The following is a 17,982-nucleotide window of genomic DNA, read 5'->3' as shown; positions in this document are numbered from 1 at the left end:
GACGGAGAAGTCTGAATGCTGTTGTGGAACAGGCCTGACGGCCCGGTTTCGTACACCCTAATCCTGGCCCATGGCGCCGGTGCCCCGATGGACAGTCCGTTCATGGATGACATCGCGCAAAGGCTCGCCGCTCGTGGCGTTGCGGTGGTCCGGTTCGAGTTTCCCTATATGGCTGCGCGGCGGCACGACGGGCGTCGCCGGCCACCCAATCACCAGGCCCTGCTACTGAGTTGCTGGCGGGAGATTCATGCCGAGGTGCGACAGCAGGTCACAGGACGCTTGGCCGTGGGTGGTAAGTCTATGGGCGGGCGCATGGCCAGCCTGCTGGCCGATGAACTGGGCGTCGACACCCTGGTGTGCCTGGGCTACCCCTTCCATGCCGTGGGCAAGGCGGACAAACCTCGGGTCGCCCACCTGGCGGACCTGAAGACTCCGACCCTGATCATCCAGGGCGAGCGCGACCCCATGGGCGATCGCCTTGCGGTCGCGGGCTACAGCCTCTCGGGTGCCATTCACTTGTGCTGGCTCGCTGCCGGGGATCACGATCTGAAGCCGCTGAAGGCCTCCGGGTTTACCCATGAGCAGCATCTGGACAGCGCGGCAGACGCGATAGCGCGGTTCCTGGCAGGACCGGTCCAGGAATGAGAAGGGCGCCGTCTCAGGCTGTGTGAAAACTGCTGCGCTCGGTGATGCTGAGCGTCACTCGCGACGGTCTCACACAGCCTGGTCTGACGCCCTGTTGATTGCTTCAGCGATTGAACCTGTCCACCAGGGAATACTGCCCCTGCGCCGTGTGGGTCAGCTCTTCGCTCAGCATGGCCGTGCGCTGGGCCTCGCCCGAGGTCTGGTCGGCCAGGTGGGCGATGCTGCTGATGCTCTGGTTGATCTGCTCGGCCACCGCGCTCTGTTCCTCGGTCGCTGCGGCGATCTGGTCGGCCATGTCAGCGATGTTGGCCACCGCTTCGCTGATGCCCACCAGCGCCTGGTCCGCCTGGAGCACACGCTCGACGCCTTCGTCCGCCTGGCGACGGCCATGCTCCATGGTGTGCACGGCTTCTTCGGCGGTCTTCTGCAATTGGGCGATGAGTTGATGAATCTGCCCGGTGGATTCCGCCGTGCGCTGGGCGAGCTGGCGCACCTCGTCGGCCACCACGGCGAAGCCACGGCCCATTTCGCCGGCGCGGGCGGCCTCGATGGCCGCGTTCAGCGCCAGCAGGTTGGTCTGGTCGGCGATGCCCTTGATGACATCCACCACGCCACCAATCTCGTTGCTGTCCTGGGCCAGTCGCGTGACGGTCTCGCCGGTTTCACCGACGGACGCGGAGAGACGCTGGATAGCCTCGCGGGTTTCGGCGGCGATGTTGCGGCCCTCGCTGGTCAGGCGGTTGGCTTGCTGGGTGGCATCGGCGGTGCGCTGTACATTGTTGGCCACCTCCTGGGTGGTGGCGGCCATCTGGTTCACCGCAGCGGCCACCTGCTCGGTTTCCACCCGCTGGCGTTCCAGGCCTTCGGAGCTGTTGTGAGCCAGGGTGTCGGCCTCGCGAGCCTGCTGGGTGAGGTGCTCTGCGGTGTCCTGCAGTCGGGTCAGGCAGGTCTTCAGCCTCGCTTCCTGGCTGAGCATCGCCATTTCCAGGCGCGCCTGGACGCCGCGGCTGTCGGTGTACATCTGTGCGATCAGCGGGTCGGAGGTGGTCTGTTCGGCCAGGCGCAGCAGGCGCTTGATACCGCGGTTCTGCCAGGCCAGGCCGATCAGGCCAAGGGGCACCGACAGCAGGGCGGCTAGAAGGAAGCCCCAGTGGGAGTTCAGCCAGGCGCCGATCAGGAAAGCGATCTGGCTGATGAGGATGAAGGGCAGCCAGTCCTGTACCACCGGCAGCCACTTGTCGCGGCCGGGGATGGCGGCCTTGCCGGCATTCAGGCGCTGATAGAGGGCTTCGGCGCGACGCACCTGTTCGGCGGTCGGCTTGATCCGCACTGACTCATAGCCGGTGACCTGGCTCCCATCGAAAATGGGCGTGACGTAGGCATTCACCCAGTAGTGGTCGCCGTTCTTGCAGCGGTTTTTCACCACCCCCATCCACGGACGTCCCTTTTTCAGGGTCGCCCACATATGAGCGAAGACCGCAGACGGCACGTCCGGGTGGCGCACCAGGTTATGTGGCGAATGAAGCAGTTCGTCGCGGCTGTAGCCGCTGATGTCGATGAAGGCTTCGTTGGTATAGGTGATGACGCCTTTGCTGTCCGTAGTGGAGATCAGGCGTTGTTCGATCGGGAAGCTACGTTCCCGCTGGGTCACAGGTTGGTTATTTCTCATGATGTCCTTCCGCAAGGCTTACTGCTTATATCGGCATCCGCGCGCTTAGGTTGAGCCTTTTCTTTTCGCGACAGTCTATCCGGATTCCGTCGCCACCTACCCCCTCATCTCGCTGCCCGCTTCCCGCGCCGGTAGTCATTTTGAAATCGCGCAAGTTTTTGGTGTGGATAATCTGGCGAATTTTCATTTTCTCTTAATGGATATCTATCAAGTGCAGTGTTCTGTTTTTTTTCGGCATATATATGACGCACTTTGTAGTTTGCATTGGTATCTATCAATGGATCTTGCGGGTGCATTCTCGTGACTATTAAAGGCAGCCCTGCATGGTTTTTGGCTTTCTTGTGGGGGTGTTGAAAGCTGCGTGGTGCGTGGCTTTTTGGGTGGTCGCCTGTTTTTTATTGGTTACTAAATTTTAAACTTCAAGATGATTTTATGGTTCTGCGGCTTGCATTCGATTTGCTCAATCGAAGTTGTCTTTCGCAATACGGCTGTCGTGCTTTCTTGGCGTCGTGAATCCGGTCCCGGTCATTCGCGAAGAATCCTGCCGTGCCTTCGAGTCTTGTTCGGGCTGGACGCTCGCAAGTCTGTCGCGAGGTCAGCCCTGGTCGTTCGCCTGGGGGGATCGTGCAATGCGCATCAGCATTTTCGGATTGGGGTACGTGGGGGCCGTTTGTGCAGGATGCCTGTCGGCGCGGGGGCACCAGATTGTCGGGGTGGACATCGCCCCGTTGAAGATCGAGATGATCAACCAGGGCAAGTCGCCCATCGTGGAACCGGGATCGGCCGGCTCGGCCAGCAGGTGGTGGCGGACTGGCGCGACCAGCCGCTGGAGCGCCCCAACAACCTTCAGGACTGGGCTGCCTGGGCGGTGATGGCCGCCTCGGTCGTGGTTGATCGTCGCGACCTGTTCGAGTGGTCCGTGGCGCAACTGCGTATAGGCGTCTCGCAGGTCGATGCGGAGGGCTACCTGCCCAACGAACTGCGCCGCGAGACCCGCGCCCTGGCTTACCACAACTACAGCATGGGCCCGCTGATGATGATGATGATGATGATGATGGCCTTCGCCCAGGCCAACGGCATCGACCTGCGCACGGACAATCACCGGGCGATTCAGCGCCTGGCCACGTGCGTGGAGCAGGGCATCGAGAACCCACGGCGCTTCGAAGAGAAGACCGGCTCAAGCAGGAGCTGGAAGACCTGCGGGAGGACGGCAAGTTCGCCTGGCTGAAACCCTACTGCGCGCTCTACCGTTGCGCGCCCAGCACCGAAGAATGGCGTCGCTCCATCGAGCCACTGAAAACCTACCGGTTGGATGGCGACATCACCCAGCTGTTCGCCACGCTCCCGCAGCTGGGCGAGCGCGACTGACGCATGCGTTTCCCCGGCACAGGACGTGCCGGAGGATTGATCCTGCCGGTCGTCGGGACGACGGCGCGGCCCAGGTGGATTCGAGGGTTGAGAGGAGAGCAGGCATGATTCCAGTGATTTTGTCCGGTGGCAGTGGTTCGCGACTCTAGCCGCTGTCGCGCAAGCTGTACCCCAAGCAGTTCCTGGCCCCGGCCGGTGAACACACGCTGTTCCAGCAGACCATGCAGCGCCGCGGCGGCTATGGCAACGTGCTCAAGGGCGATGTGCTCACCCATGACAGCCGCAATTGTTATGTCCACGGCAACTCCAAGCTGGTCACCCTGCTGGGCCTGGAGGACGTGGTGGTGGTGGAAACCCGTGACGCGGTGATGATCGCCCACAAGGACAAGGTGCAAGAGGTGAAGAAACTGGTCGGCGCACTGGACGCCCGTGGCCGCCAGGAAACCCAGAGCCACTGTCAGGCCTACCGTCCCTGGGGCGGCTACGACTCGGTGGACTCGGGTTCCCGTCACCAGGTCAAGCACATCACCGTAAAACCGGGGGCGCAGCTCTCGCTGCAGATGCACCACCACCGCGCCGAGCACTGGATAGTGGTGTCCGGTACCGCACGGGTGACCTGTGACGACAAGACCTTCCTGCTCACCGAAAACCAGTCCACCTACATCCCCATCGCCTCGATCCACCGCCTGGCCAACCCCGGCAAGATCCCGCTGGAAATCATCGAGGTCCAGTCCGGCAGCTACCTGGGCGAGGACGATATCGAGCGGTTGGAAGATGTCTACGGCCGCAGTGCCCAGGACCTGGGCCTGGTGCGGGGCTGATCCCCAACGGCGCACCCAGGGGTGGGCTTCAGTCGTAGGGTGGACCACGCTTCACCGGTCCACCATTCTGGGCTCGGCATGACGCTGCTGGTGGATGGAAAAGCGCCATCCACCCTACGAGGCTTTTCCGCAGGCCGCGCCGGGAGGTTAGCCCGCCAGGAGTTGCCGCAGAACGTAGTGGAGAATGCCGCCGGCCTTGAAGTACTCCACCTCGTTCTGGGTATCGATGCGGCACAGCAGTTCAGCCTGCTCCTTCGAGCCGTCATCGCGGGTGATTTCCAGCTGCAGGTCCATGTGCGGGCGCAGGCTGGCGCTGTCCAGGCCGCTGATGGTCAGGGTTTCCTTACCGGTGAGGTTGAGGGTCTTGCGGTCGTCGCCACCCTTGAACTGCAGGGGCAACACGCCCATGCCCACCAGGTTGGAGCGGTGGATACGCTCGAAGCTCTCGGCGATCACCGCCTTGACCCCCAGCAGGTTGGTGCCCTTGGCCGCCCAATCGCGGGAGGAACCGGTGCCGTATTCCTTGCCGGCGACTATCACCAGCGGCGTGCCTTCGTCCTGGTAACGCATGGCGGCGTCATAGATGGCCAGTTTTTCGCTGCTGGGCAGGTGCAGGGTGTTGCCGCCTTCCTCGCCACCGAGCATCTCGTTGCGAATGCGGATATTGGCGAAGGTGCCGCGCATCATCACTTCATGGTTGCCGCGTCGTGAGCCGTAGGAGTTGAAGTCTGCTGGAGCGACCCCGTGCTCGCGCAGATAGCGACCAGCCGGGCTGTCGGCCTTGATGTTGCCAGCCGGGGAGATATGGTCGGTGGTCACCGAATCGCCGAGCAGGGCCAGGATGCGAGCCTGCTGGACGTCTTCCACCTTCGGCGGCGCACCGGTGATGTCGGCGAAGAAGGGCGGGTGCTGGATGTAGGTGGAGTCCGACTGCCAGGCGTAGGTATCGGATTCGGGCACCTTGATCGCGCGCCATTGCGCGTCGCCGGCGAAGACTTCGGCATATTCCTTGCGGAACATGGCGGTATCCACCTTCTGGATGGCGGCGGCGATTTCCTGCTGGCTTGGCCAGACATCCTTGAGATAGACCGGCTGGCCGTCCTTGCCCTGGCCCAGGGGCTGGTTGGCAATATCCACGCGCACGCTGCCCGCCAATGCATAGGCCACCACCAGCGGTGGCGACGCCAGCCAGTTGGCTTTCACCAGCGGATGCACCCGGCCTTCGAAGTTGCGGTTGCCCGACAGCACCGAGGCCACCGTCAGGTCCGCTTGCTGGATGGCCTTCTCGATGGGGTCGAGCAGGGGCCCGGAGTTACCGATGCAGGTGGTGCAGCCGTAGCCCACCAGGTTGAAGCCGAGCTGGTCCAGATAGGGTGTGAGGCCGGCCGCGCGGAAGTACTCGGTCACGACCTTGGAACCCGGGGCGAGGGAGGACTTCACCCAGGGTTTGCGGGTCAGGCCCTTTTCCACGGCCTTCTTCGCCAGCAGGCCGGCGGCCATCATCACGCTGGGGTTGGAGGTGTTGGTGCAGGAGGTGATGGCGGCGATGACCACGGCGCCATCTTCGAGATTGAAGCGTTCACCATCGTCCAGCGTCACGCTGGCCTTGCCGGCACCACTGGTGCCGGAGGACTTGAGTTGCAGGTTCAGCAGGTCGTCGAAAGCCCTGGGTACCTGGGGCAGCGGCACGCGGTCCTGGGGACGACGGGGGCCGGCCAGGCTGGCTTCGACACTGGAAAGGTCCAGGGCCAGGGTGTCGGTGAATACCGGCTCATGGCCCGGCTCGCGCCAGAGGCCCTGGGCCTTGCTGTAGGCCTCCACCAGTTGCACGGTCTCGTCCGGACGGCCGGAAAGGCGCAGGTAGCCGAGGGTGATCTCGTCCACCGGGAAGAAACCGCAGGTGGCGCCGTATTCCGGGGCCATGTTGGCGATGGTGGCGCGGTCGGCCAGGGGCAGGTCGGCCAGGCCGTCGCCGTAGAATTCGACGAATTTCCCCACCACGCCTTTCTTGCGCAGCATCTGGGTGACGGTGAGCACCAGGTCGGTGGCGGTAATACCTTCGCGCAACTTGCCCGTGAGTTTGAAGCCGATGACCTCGGGAATCAGCATCGACACCGGCTGGCCGAGCATGGCGGCCTCCGCTTCGATACCACCCACGCCCCAGCCGAGTACGCCGAGGCCGTTGATCATGGTGGTGTGGGAGTCGGTGCCCACCAGGGTGTCGGGGAAGGCGTAGGTCAGGCCGTCTTCTTCGCGGGTCCAGACGGTACGGGCCAGGTACTCCAGGTTGACCTGGTGGCAGATGCCGGTGCCCGGTGGCACCACGCTGAAGTTGTCGAAGGCCCGCTGGCCCCAACGCAGGAAGGCGTAGCGCTCTCCGTTGCGCTGCATTTCGATCTCGACGTTCTCTCCGAAGGCGGCTTGGGAGGCGAAGCGGTCGACCATCACCGAATGGTCGATCACCAGGTCCACCGGCGACAGCGGGTTGATGCGCTGCGGGTCGCCACCGGCCGCGGCGACGGCGGCGCGCATGGCGGCCAGGTCCACCACGGCCGGCACGCCAGTGAAGTCCTGCATCAGCACCCGGGCGGGGCGATACTGGATCTCCCGCTCCGAACTGCGCGGGCCGAGCCACTCGGCCAGGGCCTTGAGGTCGGCAGCATTGACCGTTTCGTCATCCTCCCAGCGCAACAGGTTCTCCAGCAGCACCTTCATCGACATGGGCAGCTTGTCGATTGCGCCCAGGCGCTTGGCGGCCTCGGGCAGGCTGAAGTAGTGAAAGGTCTTGCCTGCGACTTCGAGGCTGCGGCGGCAGTTCAGGCTATCCAGGGAAGGCATCGGGATCTCTCCTTGAGGCCCACGCGGCATGGGCCGGCTGCTCGTACGGAAGCTAAAACCCTAGCCCCGCTTGGCGGGTCTTGCCATGTCAGCCGACCGGCCGGGCGGGCCGGGCTCCCCTGATGAAACTATCCGGCTGCAGGAATTTCCTTCCTTTCCTGTGTGAAAACGGGCGTTGCGCAACTATAGTGCGCGCCCAAGAGGAGCCCACCCGATGAACACCTTGCTGTTGCACTGCCGCCCCGGTTTCGAGGGTGAGGTCTGTGCTGAAATCGCCGAGCACGCCGCCCACCTCGATGTGGCGGGTTATTCCAAGGCCAAGCCCCATAGCGCCTGCGCCGAGTTCGTCTGCAGCGAGCCCGGCGGCGCCGAGCGGTTGATGCGCAAGGTGCGTTTCAGTCAGTTGATCTTTCCGCGCCAGTGGGCCCGTGGCGAGTACGTCGAGCTGCCGGAAACCGACCGCATCGGCGTGCTGTTGGAGGCACTGGCCGGCTACCCGGTGTGCGGCAGCCTCTGGCTGGAAGTGCTGGACACCAACGAAGGCAAGGAACTGTCCACCTTCTGCCGCAAGTTCGAGAAGCCCCTGCGCAGCGCCCTGATCAAGGCCGGCAGGCTCAAGGACGACCCGCAACTGCCACGCTTGTTGCTGACCTTCCGCAGTGGCCGGCAGGCGTTCGTCGGCATGGCCGAGTCCAACAACTCGGCGCTCTGGCCCATGGGCATCCCGCGTCTGAAGTTCCCCCGTGAAGCGCCGAGCCGCTCGACCCTCAAGCTGGAAGAGGCCTGGCACCACTTCATCCCCCGCGCCGACTGGGACAAGCGTCTGGCGCCGGGCATGACTGCAGTGGATCTGGGCGCGGCCCCCGGTGGCTGGACCTGGCAGCTGGTGCAGCGGGAGATCAAGGTAACCGCCGTCGATAACGGTCCCATGGCGGAGAGCCTGATGTACTCCGGCTTCGTCGAACACCAGCGTGCCGATGGTTTCACCTTCAAGCCGCGCCGGCCGGTGAACTGGATGGTGTGCGACATCGTCGAGAAGCCTGCGCGCACGGCCGCGATGATCGAAACCTGGCTGGGCGAAGGCTGGTGCCAGGAAGCGGTGGTCAATCTCAAGCTGCCGATGAAGCAGCGCTACGCTGAAGTGCGGAAGCTGCTGGCGCGCATTGACGACGGCCTGAAAGGGCGCGGGCTGAAGGTCTTTATCGGCTGCAAGCAGCTCTATCACGATCGCGAGGAAGTGACCTGCCATCTGCGCAAACTATAGCGCCGGCACTCGCTCCACCCAGTAGCTCTGCTTGTGTCCACGCGCCTGGTACTCCGCTACCAGGCGCTCGGCTTCTGCCCGGGTCAGGCCGTCGCGCAGGACGAACTCGTTGCCGTTGTCATCCAGTCGCTTGACGCACCAGCTGCGCTCGGGGGCTTCGGACATGGCCCGCTCCCATGGGAAAACCTCATGCTGCGCCGCCGTTCACTGGCTGGCCAGTGGCGTCTCCAGGGGAATCAATGACGGCAGGCGGACCTCCCCTTTGAGGGTGGTCGACTGCGGGCTCCAGGAACTGTTGAACAGGTACTGGCCGCTGAAGCCGCTGACTTTCAGACCCAGCTCATCGCCGGGCTGGAGCAGGGCGCTGACGGCTGCCAGCTCAACCTGGCGGGCGTTGAGTGGGGTGACCTGTTCGCTGAGCACTTCAATGCGGCCTCCGGTGCGGCGCACGGCCAGGGAGGCGAACAGCAGCGGTGTGTCGGCGTCGCGCTGCAACTGCAGCCGGGCGGTACCCACCAGTCCACTGGTGTTGTCGACCTGACGCAGCGGGATGAAGCGGGAAGGGCTGAGCCATCCGCTGGTCAGCGGGCGAATGCGCGTCTTCGGCAGGGGCTGTGGCGCTTCCATCTGCGGGGGCTGTTGCAGCACCAGGCCGTGATTGAGGTCAAGGCTGAGGCAAAGGTCCGGCACGCTGTCGGCGACGCCGGGGCGGCCGCGCAGTTTGTCCTGGTACCAGGCGACTACCGCCTGGTAGAGGTTGATGGCACGGTCACCGCAATGCAGCACGGGCTCGTTGTTGAAGGGTGGCAGGCCGCTCCAGTGCTGCAGGGGCGGCGGCAGGATGTGCCCCCCTTGCATGCCCAGGAGGCGCACATCGGCGTCGCCCTGATCCAGGCAGTCGCGGATGGCCAGCCCCTGGTCGAGGGGGAACAGGGTGTCGCGCAGGCCCTGGATCAGCAGCGCGTCTGCGTGCGGGCGCTGGCCGCGTTGGCAGTAGCTGACAAGGCTGTGGGACTTGAGTTCGGCCTGCACGTCGGGCGTCATTTCGCCGCTGGCGCTCTTCAGGTAGGCCGCCTGGGTGAACTTGCCAAGGTCGTAGCCGGTGGCAATGCCGAGGCCCAGCAGTACGCCAGTCCAGCCGACTTTCATGCGTCCGCCCGGGGCGAGGGCCGCGGACAGGTCGTACCAGGTAGCGATTGGCACTATGGCATCGATGCGCGGGTCCTCGGCCGAGGCCAGCAACTGCACGGCGCCGCCATAGCTTTCGCCGAGCATGCCGACACGCGGATCACCGGGGCGGTCCATGCTCAGGCGCGGCAGGTGGGCGGCGGCCCAGTCGATCACCGCCAGGGCGTCCTGTACTTCGTAGCGCGGGTCCATCATCTCAATGTTGCCGTCGCTGCCGCCCCAACCGCGCTGGTCGTAGCTGATTACCCAGAAACCGGCCTGCCAGGCCTTGAGCGCGGCCCGCCCGGACATCATCTGCTGGCCGTAGAAGCTGTTCGGTCCGGTCACCCGCCAGCCGCCCCAGCCGTGGGTGTGAACGACCACGGGCGCTTGCTCGCCGGGCTTCAGCGCCGGCTGGAAGACGGTGGCGGAAAGCCGGGTGCCGTCCCGGGCGGTGATCACTGTCTCGAAGTGGGTCGCAGGCAGCGCGCGGTCGGCGAGGGTGCTGTAGTCGGGAAGCTGCTCGCGAGCCGCGCAGCCGCCCAGCAGGAGAAGAAAGAAAAGCAGACTGGTGAGGCGCATCGGATTTCCGCTGGCGGTCATGTTCCGTCCAGCTTGCCGGAGCGAGCTGGCCAGGTGCGCCCATCCAAGGTTGTGTGGCGTTGTGGCCGGACGTCGCTGCACGCGTGGCAAGGCTGGGCGCAGACTCGGCTTTGCGCCACAATAGCCGCCAGTTTTTGGAGTGCCCCATGTCCCAACAGCCTGATGCCATCCTCGACGCCACCGGCCTGAACTGCCCAGAACCGGTGATGATGCTGCACAACAAGGTGCGCGATCTGCCCGCCGGCGGCCTGCTCAAGGTGATCGCCACCGACCCTTCCACGCGCCGCGACATCCCGAAGTTCTGTGTCTTCCTTGGCCATGAGCTGCTGGATCAGTCGGAAGAGGCCGGCACCTACTTCTACTGGATTCGCAAGAAGGCCGATTGATGCCTTTCTGCATCGCTCCGGGCTCGAACATGACCCCGGCGCGCCTACCGAGCCGGGGCTGGCGTTCAGCGAGGCCCCAGCCGGTCTCAAGCCAAGGTGAATGAAAAAGGGCCGCTCGATGCGGCCCTTTTTGTCAGCGGCGAATCCTTGCCCGTGCGCTGCGCGCCAGTCTCAGGCTGAGCAGCACCGCAGCACAGGTCAGGCCCACCACCAACCCTTGCCAAAGCCCCTTGGGCCCGCTGGGTTCGCCCAGCCAGTCGGACAGGCCGAGGGCATAACCCACTGGCAGGCCGATACCCCAGTAGGCGAAGAGGGTGATGACCATGGTCGCGCGGGTGTCCTGGTAGCCACGCAGGGCGCCAGCGGCCGCTACCTGGATGGCGTCGGAGAACTGGAACAGCGCCGAGTAGACGATCAGCATGGCTGCCACTGCGATCACTTGCGGATCGGGTGAGTACATCGTCGCGATCGGTTCGCGGAACAGCAGCATCAGGCTGGCGGACAAGCAGGCATAGGCCAGTGCGGCGCCGATACCAATCCCTGCGGCGAAGCGCGCGGCGCGCGGCTCGCCACGGCCCAGCGCCTGGCCGACGCGCACGGTGACCGCCATCGCCAGGGCGTACGGGATCATGAAGATCAGGGCGCTGAAGTTGAGCGCGATCTGGTGCCCAGCCACCACGGTGGCGCCCAGTCCGCCGATCAGCAGCGCAATCACGGCGAAGATGCTCGATTCGGCGAATACGGCGATGCCGATGGGGCCGCCGATGGAAAGCAGGCGCTTGATCATCGACCACTGCGGTTTGTCGAATTGGCCGAACAGCCGGCTTGGCTTGTAGGCCGGGGCGCGGATGACCCAGCTCAGCATGCCCAGCAGCATGAACCACATCACCGCCCCGCTGGCCCAACCACAGCCCACACCGCCCAGGGCCGGCATGCCGAGGTGGCCGTAGATCAGGATGTAGTTCAGGGGAATGTTCAGCAGCAGGCCGCAGATGCCCAGCACCATGCTCGGGCGGGTACGACCCAGGCCGTCGCTGAAACAGCGCAGCACGTAGTAGAGGGCCACCGCCGGAAAACCGAAGGCGATGCCGTGCAAGTAGCCCATGGCCGGGTCGACCAGGTCAGGGTCCACGCCCATCAGCTGCAGCACGGGGCGCGCATTGATCAGCAGCAGGGCACCGCAGATACCTACCACCAGCGCCAGCCAGAGGGCCTGGCGTACCAGCGGGCCGATCTCGTCCGGTTTGCCGGCGCCAAAGCGCTCGGCGACCTTGGCGGTGGTGGCGAGGAGGATGCCGGTCATTAGCAGGAACACCGGTATCCAGATGGAGTTGCCGAGCGCCACGGCAGCCAGGTCACGGGGGCTGACGCGGCCGGCCATCACCGCGTCGACGAAGCCCATGGCGGTGTTGGAAAGCTGGGCGATCATGATTGGCGCCGCCAGCTTGAGCAGCGCGCGCAGTTCCGTGCTGGCGCGGCTGAAACGGGTTTGAGGTTGGGTCACTGATAGTTCCATATCGATAAGTCATCCTCCGGGCGTACCGGTGGTGTCCATGCAATGGGTGGCTGACGGGAATCCGGGCGTTGCCTGGTCGCGACGGGCTCGCGACGGTGCACGGTCCCAGCCTTTGCAGCAGAGGCTGCCGGCGGAACGGGACGTGGAGGCTGAGGAACGCCTAGTCTACGCCCTGACGCATTGGTCAGAAAAGAGGGTTGACCGCCCGTGATACGGGCATCTGCCGAGGGGATTGCGTAAAATGGCGGCCTCTCTGCCGGAGCCTGCCATGCAAATTGTTGCCGACGAAAACATACCCCTGGTCGATGCCTTCTTTGGCGGCTTGGGGAAAATACGCCGTCTGCCGGGGCGCGCCATCGATGCCGCCGCGCTGGCAGACGCCGACCTGCTCCTGGTGCGTTCGGTGACCCGCGTCGATCGCGCGCTGCTGGCTGGTAGCCCGGTGCGCTTTGTCGGCACCTGCACGATCGGGACCGATCACCTGGACCTGGACTACTTCACCGAGGCCGGTATCCCCTGGTCCAGCGCCCCCGGATGCAATGCCCGCGGCGTGGTGGACTACGTGCTCGGAAGCCTGCTGGTGCTGGCCGAGGACGAAGGCGTGGACCTCGGCTCGCGCACCTTTGGCGTAGTGGGCGCCGGCCAGGTGGGCGGGCGCCTGGTGGATGTGCTGCGTGGTCTCGGGTGGCGTGTGCTGGTGTGCGATCCGCCGCGGCAGGCCGCCGAAGGGGGCGACTTCGTCGATCTTGCGACCATCCTCCGCGATTGCGACGCCATCAGCCTGCACACGCCGCTGGACAGCGGCGGTGAGCACCCGACTCATCACCTGTTGGACGCCGGTCGCCTTGCGCGGCTGCGCTCCGGTGCCTGGCTGATCAACGCCAGCCGTGGTGCCGTAGTGGACAACCAGGCCCTGCACGAGCTGCTTAGCCGCCGCACCGACGTGCGCGCGGTGCTGGATGTCTGGGAAGGCGAGCCCCAGGCGGACGTGGAGCTGGCGCGCCTGTGCCGTATCGCCACGCCGCACATCGCCGGATACAGCCTGGACGGCAAGTTGCGCGGCACGGCGCAGATCTACCAGGCCTGGTGCCGGGTCAGTGGGCAGGCGGAAAATGTGCAGTTGGATGAGCTGCTACCGACCCCCTGGCTGGGAGAGCTGGCCCTGGATGCCAGTTGCGACCCGAGCTGGGCGCTGGCGACCCTGTGCCGTGCGGTGTACGACCCGCGCCGCGACGATGCGGATTTCCGTCGCAGCTTGGTGGGCGACGAGGCGCAGCGGCGCGCTGCTTTCGATGCCCTGCGCAGGCACTATCCGGTGCGCCGGGAGATTGACGGGTTGCGGGTGCGTTTGACGGGGGAAGCCCCCGGGTTGGTGGAAATCGTCCGGGCGCTGGGCGCGGAACTGGTGTAGGGAATGGCCCGGAATTGCCCCGGGCCAGGAGCGCTCAAGCCTGTTTCAGCTCGGACTCCAACTGCTTGTGCAGTTCCTGGCAGGCGCGCTGGATCATGGATTCGGTGATTGGAATCTCACGGCCTTGGGCGTCGATGACGGCGCCGCCCACGGGACGACGACTGCGCAGCGGGATCACGCGGCGATCGGAAGTGCTGTCGTGCAAGCTCATGGCCTGTCTCCTCTTCAGGTGGTGCGCGCAGTCTAGGTGGGGTAGATGAAGGCGCGGTGACAGTTGGCGCCAACGTTGCGCCAGAAAAAAAAGAACGACCAGGAAACACTAGCAGCGAATATGCCAACTGCGAATACTCTGGTCGTGGTACGTGGACCCCTAGTGCGGGGCGACAGTTCAGTTCGAGGTAAGCATGTCCTTGTTCCATATGGGTTTGATCATCAATCCCCTGGCCGGTCTGGGCGGCCAGGCTGCGCTCAAGGGTAGCGACGGCGTAGCCGCAGAGGCCCTTGCCAGAGGCGCGGAGCCCCGTGCGGCAGCGCGTACTCGTCTAGCCCTGGAATGTCTGCTGCCGCTCGTCGGGCGCATCCAGTTCCTCACCTTCCCCGGTCCGATGGGCGCCGACCTGTTGGCGGAAATGGGCTTCGACTACTGCGTACTCGGCCATCTCGACGGCCCCATGACCTGTGCAGAGGACACTCGGCAGGCTGTCGACGCCCTGCAGGACGCCGGCGTTGCCTTGATTCTCTTCGCCGGTGGAGACGGCACGGCGCGGGACGTCAGCGCCGCAGTACGCGAAGGCCAGCCGGTGCTGGGCATTCCCGCTGGCGTGAAGATCCACTCCGGCGTCTATGCCATCAGCCCGCGCGCAGCCGGGGAATTGGCGCGGCGCCTGGTGGAGGGTGGCCTGGTGCGCCTGGCCAGTGGCGAGGTGCGTGACCTGGACGAAACGGCCCTGCGCGACGGCAAGGTCGCGGCGCGCTGGTATGGCGAGCTGACCGTGCCCGAGGAAGGCCACTTCATGCAGCACGTCAAGCAAGGAGGGATGGAATCGGAAGAGTTGGTGCTGGTGGATCTGGCCGACTGGCTAAACGACAGCTGGGAGGAGGGCGTGCGCTATGTGCTCGGGCCGGGTTCTACCCTCCATGGCCTGGCGGCCAACCTGGGGCTGGACACCACGCTGCTGGGCGTCGACGTGGTCGAGAACGGTGTGGTAATCGCCCGCGACGTGACCGAAAGCCAGCTGTTCGCGTTGGTGGACGGCCATCCGGCGCGGTTGCTGGTCACCGCCATTGGCGGTCAGGGGCACATCATCGGCCGGGGCAACCAGCAGATCAGCCCCAGGGTGCTGCGGGCCATCGGCCTGGAGCACCTGAGGGTGGTGGCCACTAAGCGCAAGCTCGGTACCCTGGAAGGCCGCCCGTTGCTGGTGGACACTGGTGATCCGGCCCTGGATGAAGCCTTCCCGGATGCCGTACGGGTCTGGGCGGGCTACAAAGAGGAGCTGCTCTATCCCGTGGGGTGGGGCGACCCGGCCTGAGGCGGGGCACCGGTATCCGGGGAGATCGGCTACCATCGACGGCACTTCCCCGTGGATTCAGGAGCATCGTGATGGATGCCGAGCAGTACCCGCCCCATGTCCGTCCCGGCGAGCGCGTCGTGCTGTTTGACGGGGTGTGCAAGCTCTGTAACGGCTGGGCGAAGTTCCTGATCCGCCATGACCGGGCGCGGGTGTTCAAGCTTGCCTCGGTACAGTCGGTGGAAGGGCAGGCGATCCTGCGCTGGTTCGGCCTGCCCACTGATAGCTTCGCCACCATGCTCTATGTGGAAGGCCGCGAGCTGTTCGTCCGCTCCGAGGCCATTGCTCGGATCGTTCGTCAATTGCCGGCCCCTTGGCCGCTGCTGGGCGTTTTCCGCTTTCTGCCCCTGGGCCTGCGCGACTGGTGCTACGACCGTATTGCCCTGAATCGCTACCGCCTTTTCGGCCGGCACGATGTCTGCCTGCTGCCGTCGCCCGACCATGAGGGGCGCTTCCTGAATGCCGACCGCTGAATCACGTCACTTCGCCTCGTTGGCCCGTTGGGGGTTGGCACTGTTGTTCCTCTACCACGGTCTGGTACCCAAGCTGCTCTGGCTGAGCGCCGACGAAAAATTGATGATTGCCGCCCATGGCCTGACTCGCGTGGAGCTGGTCGCGACCATTGCCGGGCTGGCGGAAATCGCCCTGGCGCTGATCCTGTTGCGGGTACGCAAACAGCGCTGGCCCCTGGCGCTGGCGGCAGCACTGTTGATCGGCCTATTGCTGGATGTGGCGCTGTTCGCTCCGAGCTTGCTGATCCAGGCATTCAATCCCCTGTCCACCAACCTGGTGGCGCTCTGCCTCTGTCTGGTGGGGTGGTGGGCGGAAGCGCCCGCTGCCGCCGCGCAGCGCGCAGGGAACCCCCTTAGGCAATCCGACTGAGTCCCTCGATGGCATCCCTTCTTTCTGTACCGCAGCGCAATGCGCTACGCATGGCCGGTCGCTTCGTTTCGCCCTATCGCTGGCGAGTGTTGGGCGCGCTGCTGGCGTTGTTGTTCACTGCCGGAATCACCTTGTCCATGGGGCAGGGTATCCGCCTGTTGGTGGACCAGGGGCTGGCCACCCAATCCCAAGCGTCGTTGCAGCATTCGATCATGCTGTTTTTCGGTCTGGTGCTGGCGTTGGCCGTCGGTACCTTTACGCGCTTCTACCTGGTGTCCTGGATAGGCGAGCGATTCGTCGCGGACATCCGCAAACGCGTGTTCGATCACCTTATCCAGCTGCATCCAGGTTTCTACGAGCGCAATCGCGCCTCGGAGATCCAGTCTCGGCTGACAGCCGACACGACACTCCTGCAATCGGTGATCGGCTCGTCTCTCTCCATGGCGCTGCGCAACGGCATCATGCTGGTGGGCGGCATCGGCCTGCTGTTTGTCACCAATCCCAAGCTGACCGGCATCGTGCTGCTGGCGTTGCCGCTGGTGCTGGCGCCTATCCTCATTTTCGGGCGCCGGGTGCGGCGCCTGTCGAGGCAGAGCCAGGACCGTATCGCCGATGTCGGCAGCTACGTTGGCGAAACCCTGGGGCAGATCAAGACGGTGCAGGCGTATAACCATCAGGCCCAGGATCGTCAACGTTTCGCCGGCACGGTGGAAGGTGCCTTTGACACGGCACTGCACCGCATCACCCAGCGCGCCTGGCTGATCACCCTGGTGATCCTGCTGGTGCTGGGAGCCGTTGGGGTCATGCTCTGGGTCGGCGGAACAGACGTCATCGCCGGGCGTATCTCTCCCGGCGACCTGGCGGCCTTCGTGTTCTACAGCTTGATCGTGGGGGCGGCCTTCGGTGCCATCAGTGAAGTGATCGGTGAGCTGCAGAGCGCCGCCGGTGCCGCCGAGCGTATCGCCGAGTTGCTCCAGGCGCGCAACGCCATTCATGCCCCGGCTGAGGGACAGGTGACGCTGCCGGAACGGGTCAGTGGGCGTATCGAGCTGGAGGCCGTTTGCTTCGCCTATCCCGGTCGGCCTGAAGTGAACGCCCTGGATGGCGTCAGCCTGGACGTTCGACCTGGCGAGACCCTGGCGCTCGTCGGGCCCTCGGGTGCGGGCAAGTCGACGGTGTTCGAATTGCTGCTGCGTTTCTTCGACCCCCAGGCGGGCAGCATCCGCGTCGAGGGTGTGGCGTTGCAGCAACTCGACCCCGCCGACCTGCGCCGTTGTTTCGCCCTGGTGTCTCAGAATCCCGCGCTGTTCTACGGCAGCGTCGAAGACAACATCCGCTACGGACGCCCCGAGGCCAGCGATGCCGAAGTGGAGGCTGCCGCGCGTGCGGCCCATGCCCACGAGTTCATCAGCCGTCTGCCGCAGGGCTACCGGACGCACCTGGGGGAGGGTGGCATCGGCCTTTCCGGTGGCCAGCGCCAGCGTCTGGCCATTGCCCGCGCCCTGCTGGTGGATGCCCCCATCCTGCTGCTGGACGAGGCCACCAGCGCCCTCGATGCGGAAAGCGAGCACCTGATCCAGCAGGCCCTGCCGGCACTGATGAGCGGACGCACCACGCTGGTGATCGCCCACCGTCTGGCCACCGTGCAGAATGCCGATCGTATCGCTGTGATGGAGCGAGGAAAGGTGATTGCGGTCGGTCGCCACGCGCAATTGGTGGCCAGCAGCCCCCTCTATGCGCGACTGGCCGAGTTGCAGTTCGGCGTCCAGGCGGAGGATGAGGTGGAGTAGGGGAATTAAATAAGCGGAATGAAAAAAGGGGATGCCGATGGCATCCCCTTT

The 17,982-nt window shown here is 65.0% G+C and carries 15 protein-coding genes and 2 pseudogenes; 11 read left to right on the top strand and 6 right to left on the bottom strand.

Going from position 1 to position 17,982, the window contains the following annotated elements:
• Nucleotides 1–15: 15 nt before the first annotated feature.
• A complete protein-coding gene (locus E8F20_RS14520) occupies nt 16–645 on the top strand; it encodes an alpha/beta family hydrolase (protein WP_280284323.1) in 630 nt (209 codons plus the stop codon).
• A 103-nt stretch (nt 646–748) separates the two neighbouring features.
• Here the strand turns inward: E8F20_RS14520 and E8F20_RS14515 are convergent, their stop codons facing one another.
• A complete protein-coding gene (locus E8F20_RS14515) occupies nt 749–2,314 on the bottom strand; it encodes a PAS domain-containing methyl-accepting chemotaxis protein (protein WP_280284322.1) in 1,566 nt (521 codons plus the stop codon).
• 629 nt (nt 2,315–2,943) lie between these two features.
• Between E8F20_RS14515 and E8F20_RS14510 the strand changes: the two are divergent.
• The 3 genes and pseudogenes from E8F20_RS14510 to E8F20_RS14500 all read left to right on the top strand — a co-directional run.
• A pseudogene (locus E8F20_RS14510) lies at nt 2,944–3,093 on the top strand (GDP-mannose dehydrogenase); the annotation flags it as partial.
• Between the two features lie 23 nt (nt 3,094–3,116).
• Nucleotides 3,117–3,542 carry an alginate lyase family protein gene (locus E8F20_RS14505; RefSeq protein WP_280284321.1) on the top strand — a complete coding sequence of 142 codons (426 nt, stop codon included), beginning with the start codon at nt 3,117–3,119 and terminating at the stop codon, nt 3,540–3,542.
• Between the two features lie 382 nt (nt 3,543–3,924).
• Nucleotides 3,925–4,503 (top strand): annotated as a pseudogene (locus tag E8F20_RS14500) (cupin domain-containing protein); the annotation flags it as partial.
• A 147-nt stretch (nt 4,504–4,650) separates the two neighbouring features.
• Here E8F20_RS14500 and acnA read toward each other — a convergent pair.
• Complete coding sequence (gene acnA / locus E8F20_RS14495; RefSeq protein ID WP_280284320.1) at nt 4,651–7,341, bottom strand: aconitate hydratase AcnA; 2,691 nt, start codon at nt 7,339–7,341, stop codon at nt 4,651–4,653.
• Between the two features lie 214 nt (nt 7,342–7,555).
• On the opposite strand from acnA, the gene rlmM reads away from it, so the two are divergent.
• On the top strand, nt 7,556–8,605 hold the full coding sequence (rlmM, locus tag E8F20_RS14490) for a 23S rRNA (cytidine(2498)-2'-O)-methyltransferase RlmM (protein WP_280284319.1): 1,050 nt from the start codon (nt 7,556–7,558) through the stop codon (nt 8,603–8,605).
• Here the strand turns inward: rlmM and E8F20_RS14485 are convergent.
• Complete coding sequence (locus tag E8F20_RS14485) at nt 8,600–8,770, bottom strand: hypothetical protein (protein WP_171016566.1); 171 nt, start codon at nt 8,768–8,770, stop codon at nt 8,600–8,602. The two genes, rlmM and E8F20_RS14485, sit on opposite strands and share 6 nt — an antisense overlap.
• Nucleotides 8,771–8,809: 39 nt before the next feature.
• A complete protein-coding gene (locus E8F20_RS14480) occupies nt 8,810–10,375 on the bottom strand; it encodes an alpha/beta fold hydrolase (RefSeq protein WP_280284318.1) in 1,566 nt (521 codons plus the stop codon).
• Nucleotides 10,376–10,521: 146 nt separating this feature from the next.
• On the opposite strand from E8F20_RS14480, the gene tusA reads away from it, so the two are divergent.
• Entirely contained in the window at nt 10,522–10,761 is a 240-nt protein-coding gene (gene tusA, locus E8F20_RS14475) for a sulfurtransferase TusA (RefSeq protein WP_028630883.1), read from the top strand.
• Between the two features lie 133 nt (nt 10,762–10,894).
• Here the strand turns inward: tusA and E8F20_RS14470 are convergent, their stop codons facing one another.
• On the bottom strand, nt 10,895–12,277 hold the full coding sequence (locus tag E8F20_RS14470; protein ID WP_280284317.1) for an MATE family efflux transporter: 1,383 nt from the start codon (nt 12,275–12,277) through the stop codon (nt 10,895–10,897).
• Nucleotides 12,278–12,545: 268 nt separating this feature from the next.
• On the opposite strand from E8F20_RS14470, the gene pdxB reads away from it, so the two are divergent.
• Nucleotides 12,546–13,688: a 4-phosphoerythronate dehydrogenase PdxB gene (pdxB, locus tag E8F20_RS14465; RefSeq protein ID WP_280284316.1), complete on the top strand. Its 1,143-nt coding sequence runs from the start codon at nt 12,546–12,548 to the stop codon at nt 13,686–13,688.
• 34 nt (nt 13,689–13,722) lie between these two features.
• Here pdxB and E8F20_RS14460 read toward each other — a convergent pair whose 3' ends face one another.
• Entirely contained in the window at nt 13,723–13,899 is a 177-nt protein-coding gene (locus E8F20_RS14460; protein ID WP_280284315.1) for a PA1571 family protein, read from the bottom strand.
• Between the two features lie 193 nt (nt 13,900–14,092).
• Here E8F20_RS14460 and E8F20_RS14455 point away from each other — a divergent pair, with 193 nt between their 5' ends.
• The 4 genes from E8F20_RS14455 (at nt 14,093) to E8F20_RS14440 (ending at nt 17,931) form a co-directional block, all read left to right on the top strand.
• A complete protein-coding gene (locus tag E8F20_RS14455; RefSeq protein WP_280284314.1) occupies nt 14,093–15,220 on the top strand; it encodes an ATP-NAD kinase family protein in 1,128 nt (375 codons plus the stop codon).
• A gap of 71 nt (nt 15,221–15,291) precedes the next feature.
• Nucleotides 15,292–15,732, top strand: a complete 441-nt coding sequence (locus E8F20_RS14450) for a thiol-disulfide oxidoreductase DCC family protein (protein ID WP_280284313.1) — start codon at nt 15,292–15,294, stop codon at nt 15,730–15,732.
• Nucleotides 15,719–16,141 carry a DoxX-like family protein gene (locus E8F20_RS14445; protein WP_280284312.1) on the top strand — a complete coding sequence of 141 codons (423 nt, stop codon included), beginning with the start codon at nt 15,719–15,721 and terminating at the stop codon, nt 16,139–16,141. The genes E8F20_RS14450 and E8F20_RS14445 overlap by 14 nt, the downstream gene beginning before the upstream one ends.
• 8 nt (nt 16,142–16,149) lie before the next feature.
• The gene (locus E8F20_RS14440; protein WP_280284311.1) at nt 16,150–17,931 is read left to right on the top strand and encodes an ABC transporter transmembrane domain-containing protein; all 1,782 of its coding nucleotides are present in this window, start codon (nt 16,150–16,152) and stop codon (nt 17,929–17,931) included.
• Nucleotides 17,932–17,982 lie beyond the last annotated feature (51 nt).

The sequence above is a fragment of the Pseudomonas sp. BN415 genome (assembly GCF_029871195.1).
GTDB lineage: Bacteria > Pseudomonadota > Gammaproteobacteria > Pseudomonadales > Pseudomonadaceae > Metapseudomonas > Metapseudomonas resinovorans.
This window is presented reverse-complemented; position numbering and strand designations above follow the sequence as displayed.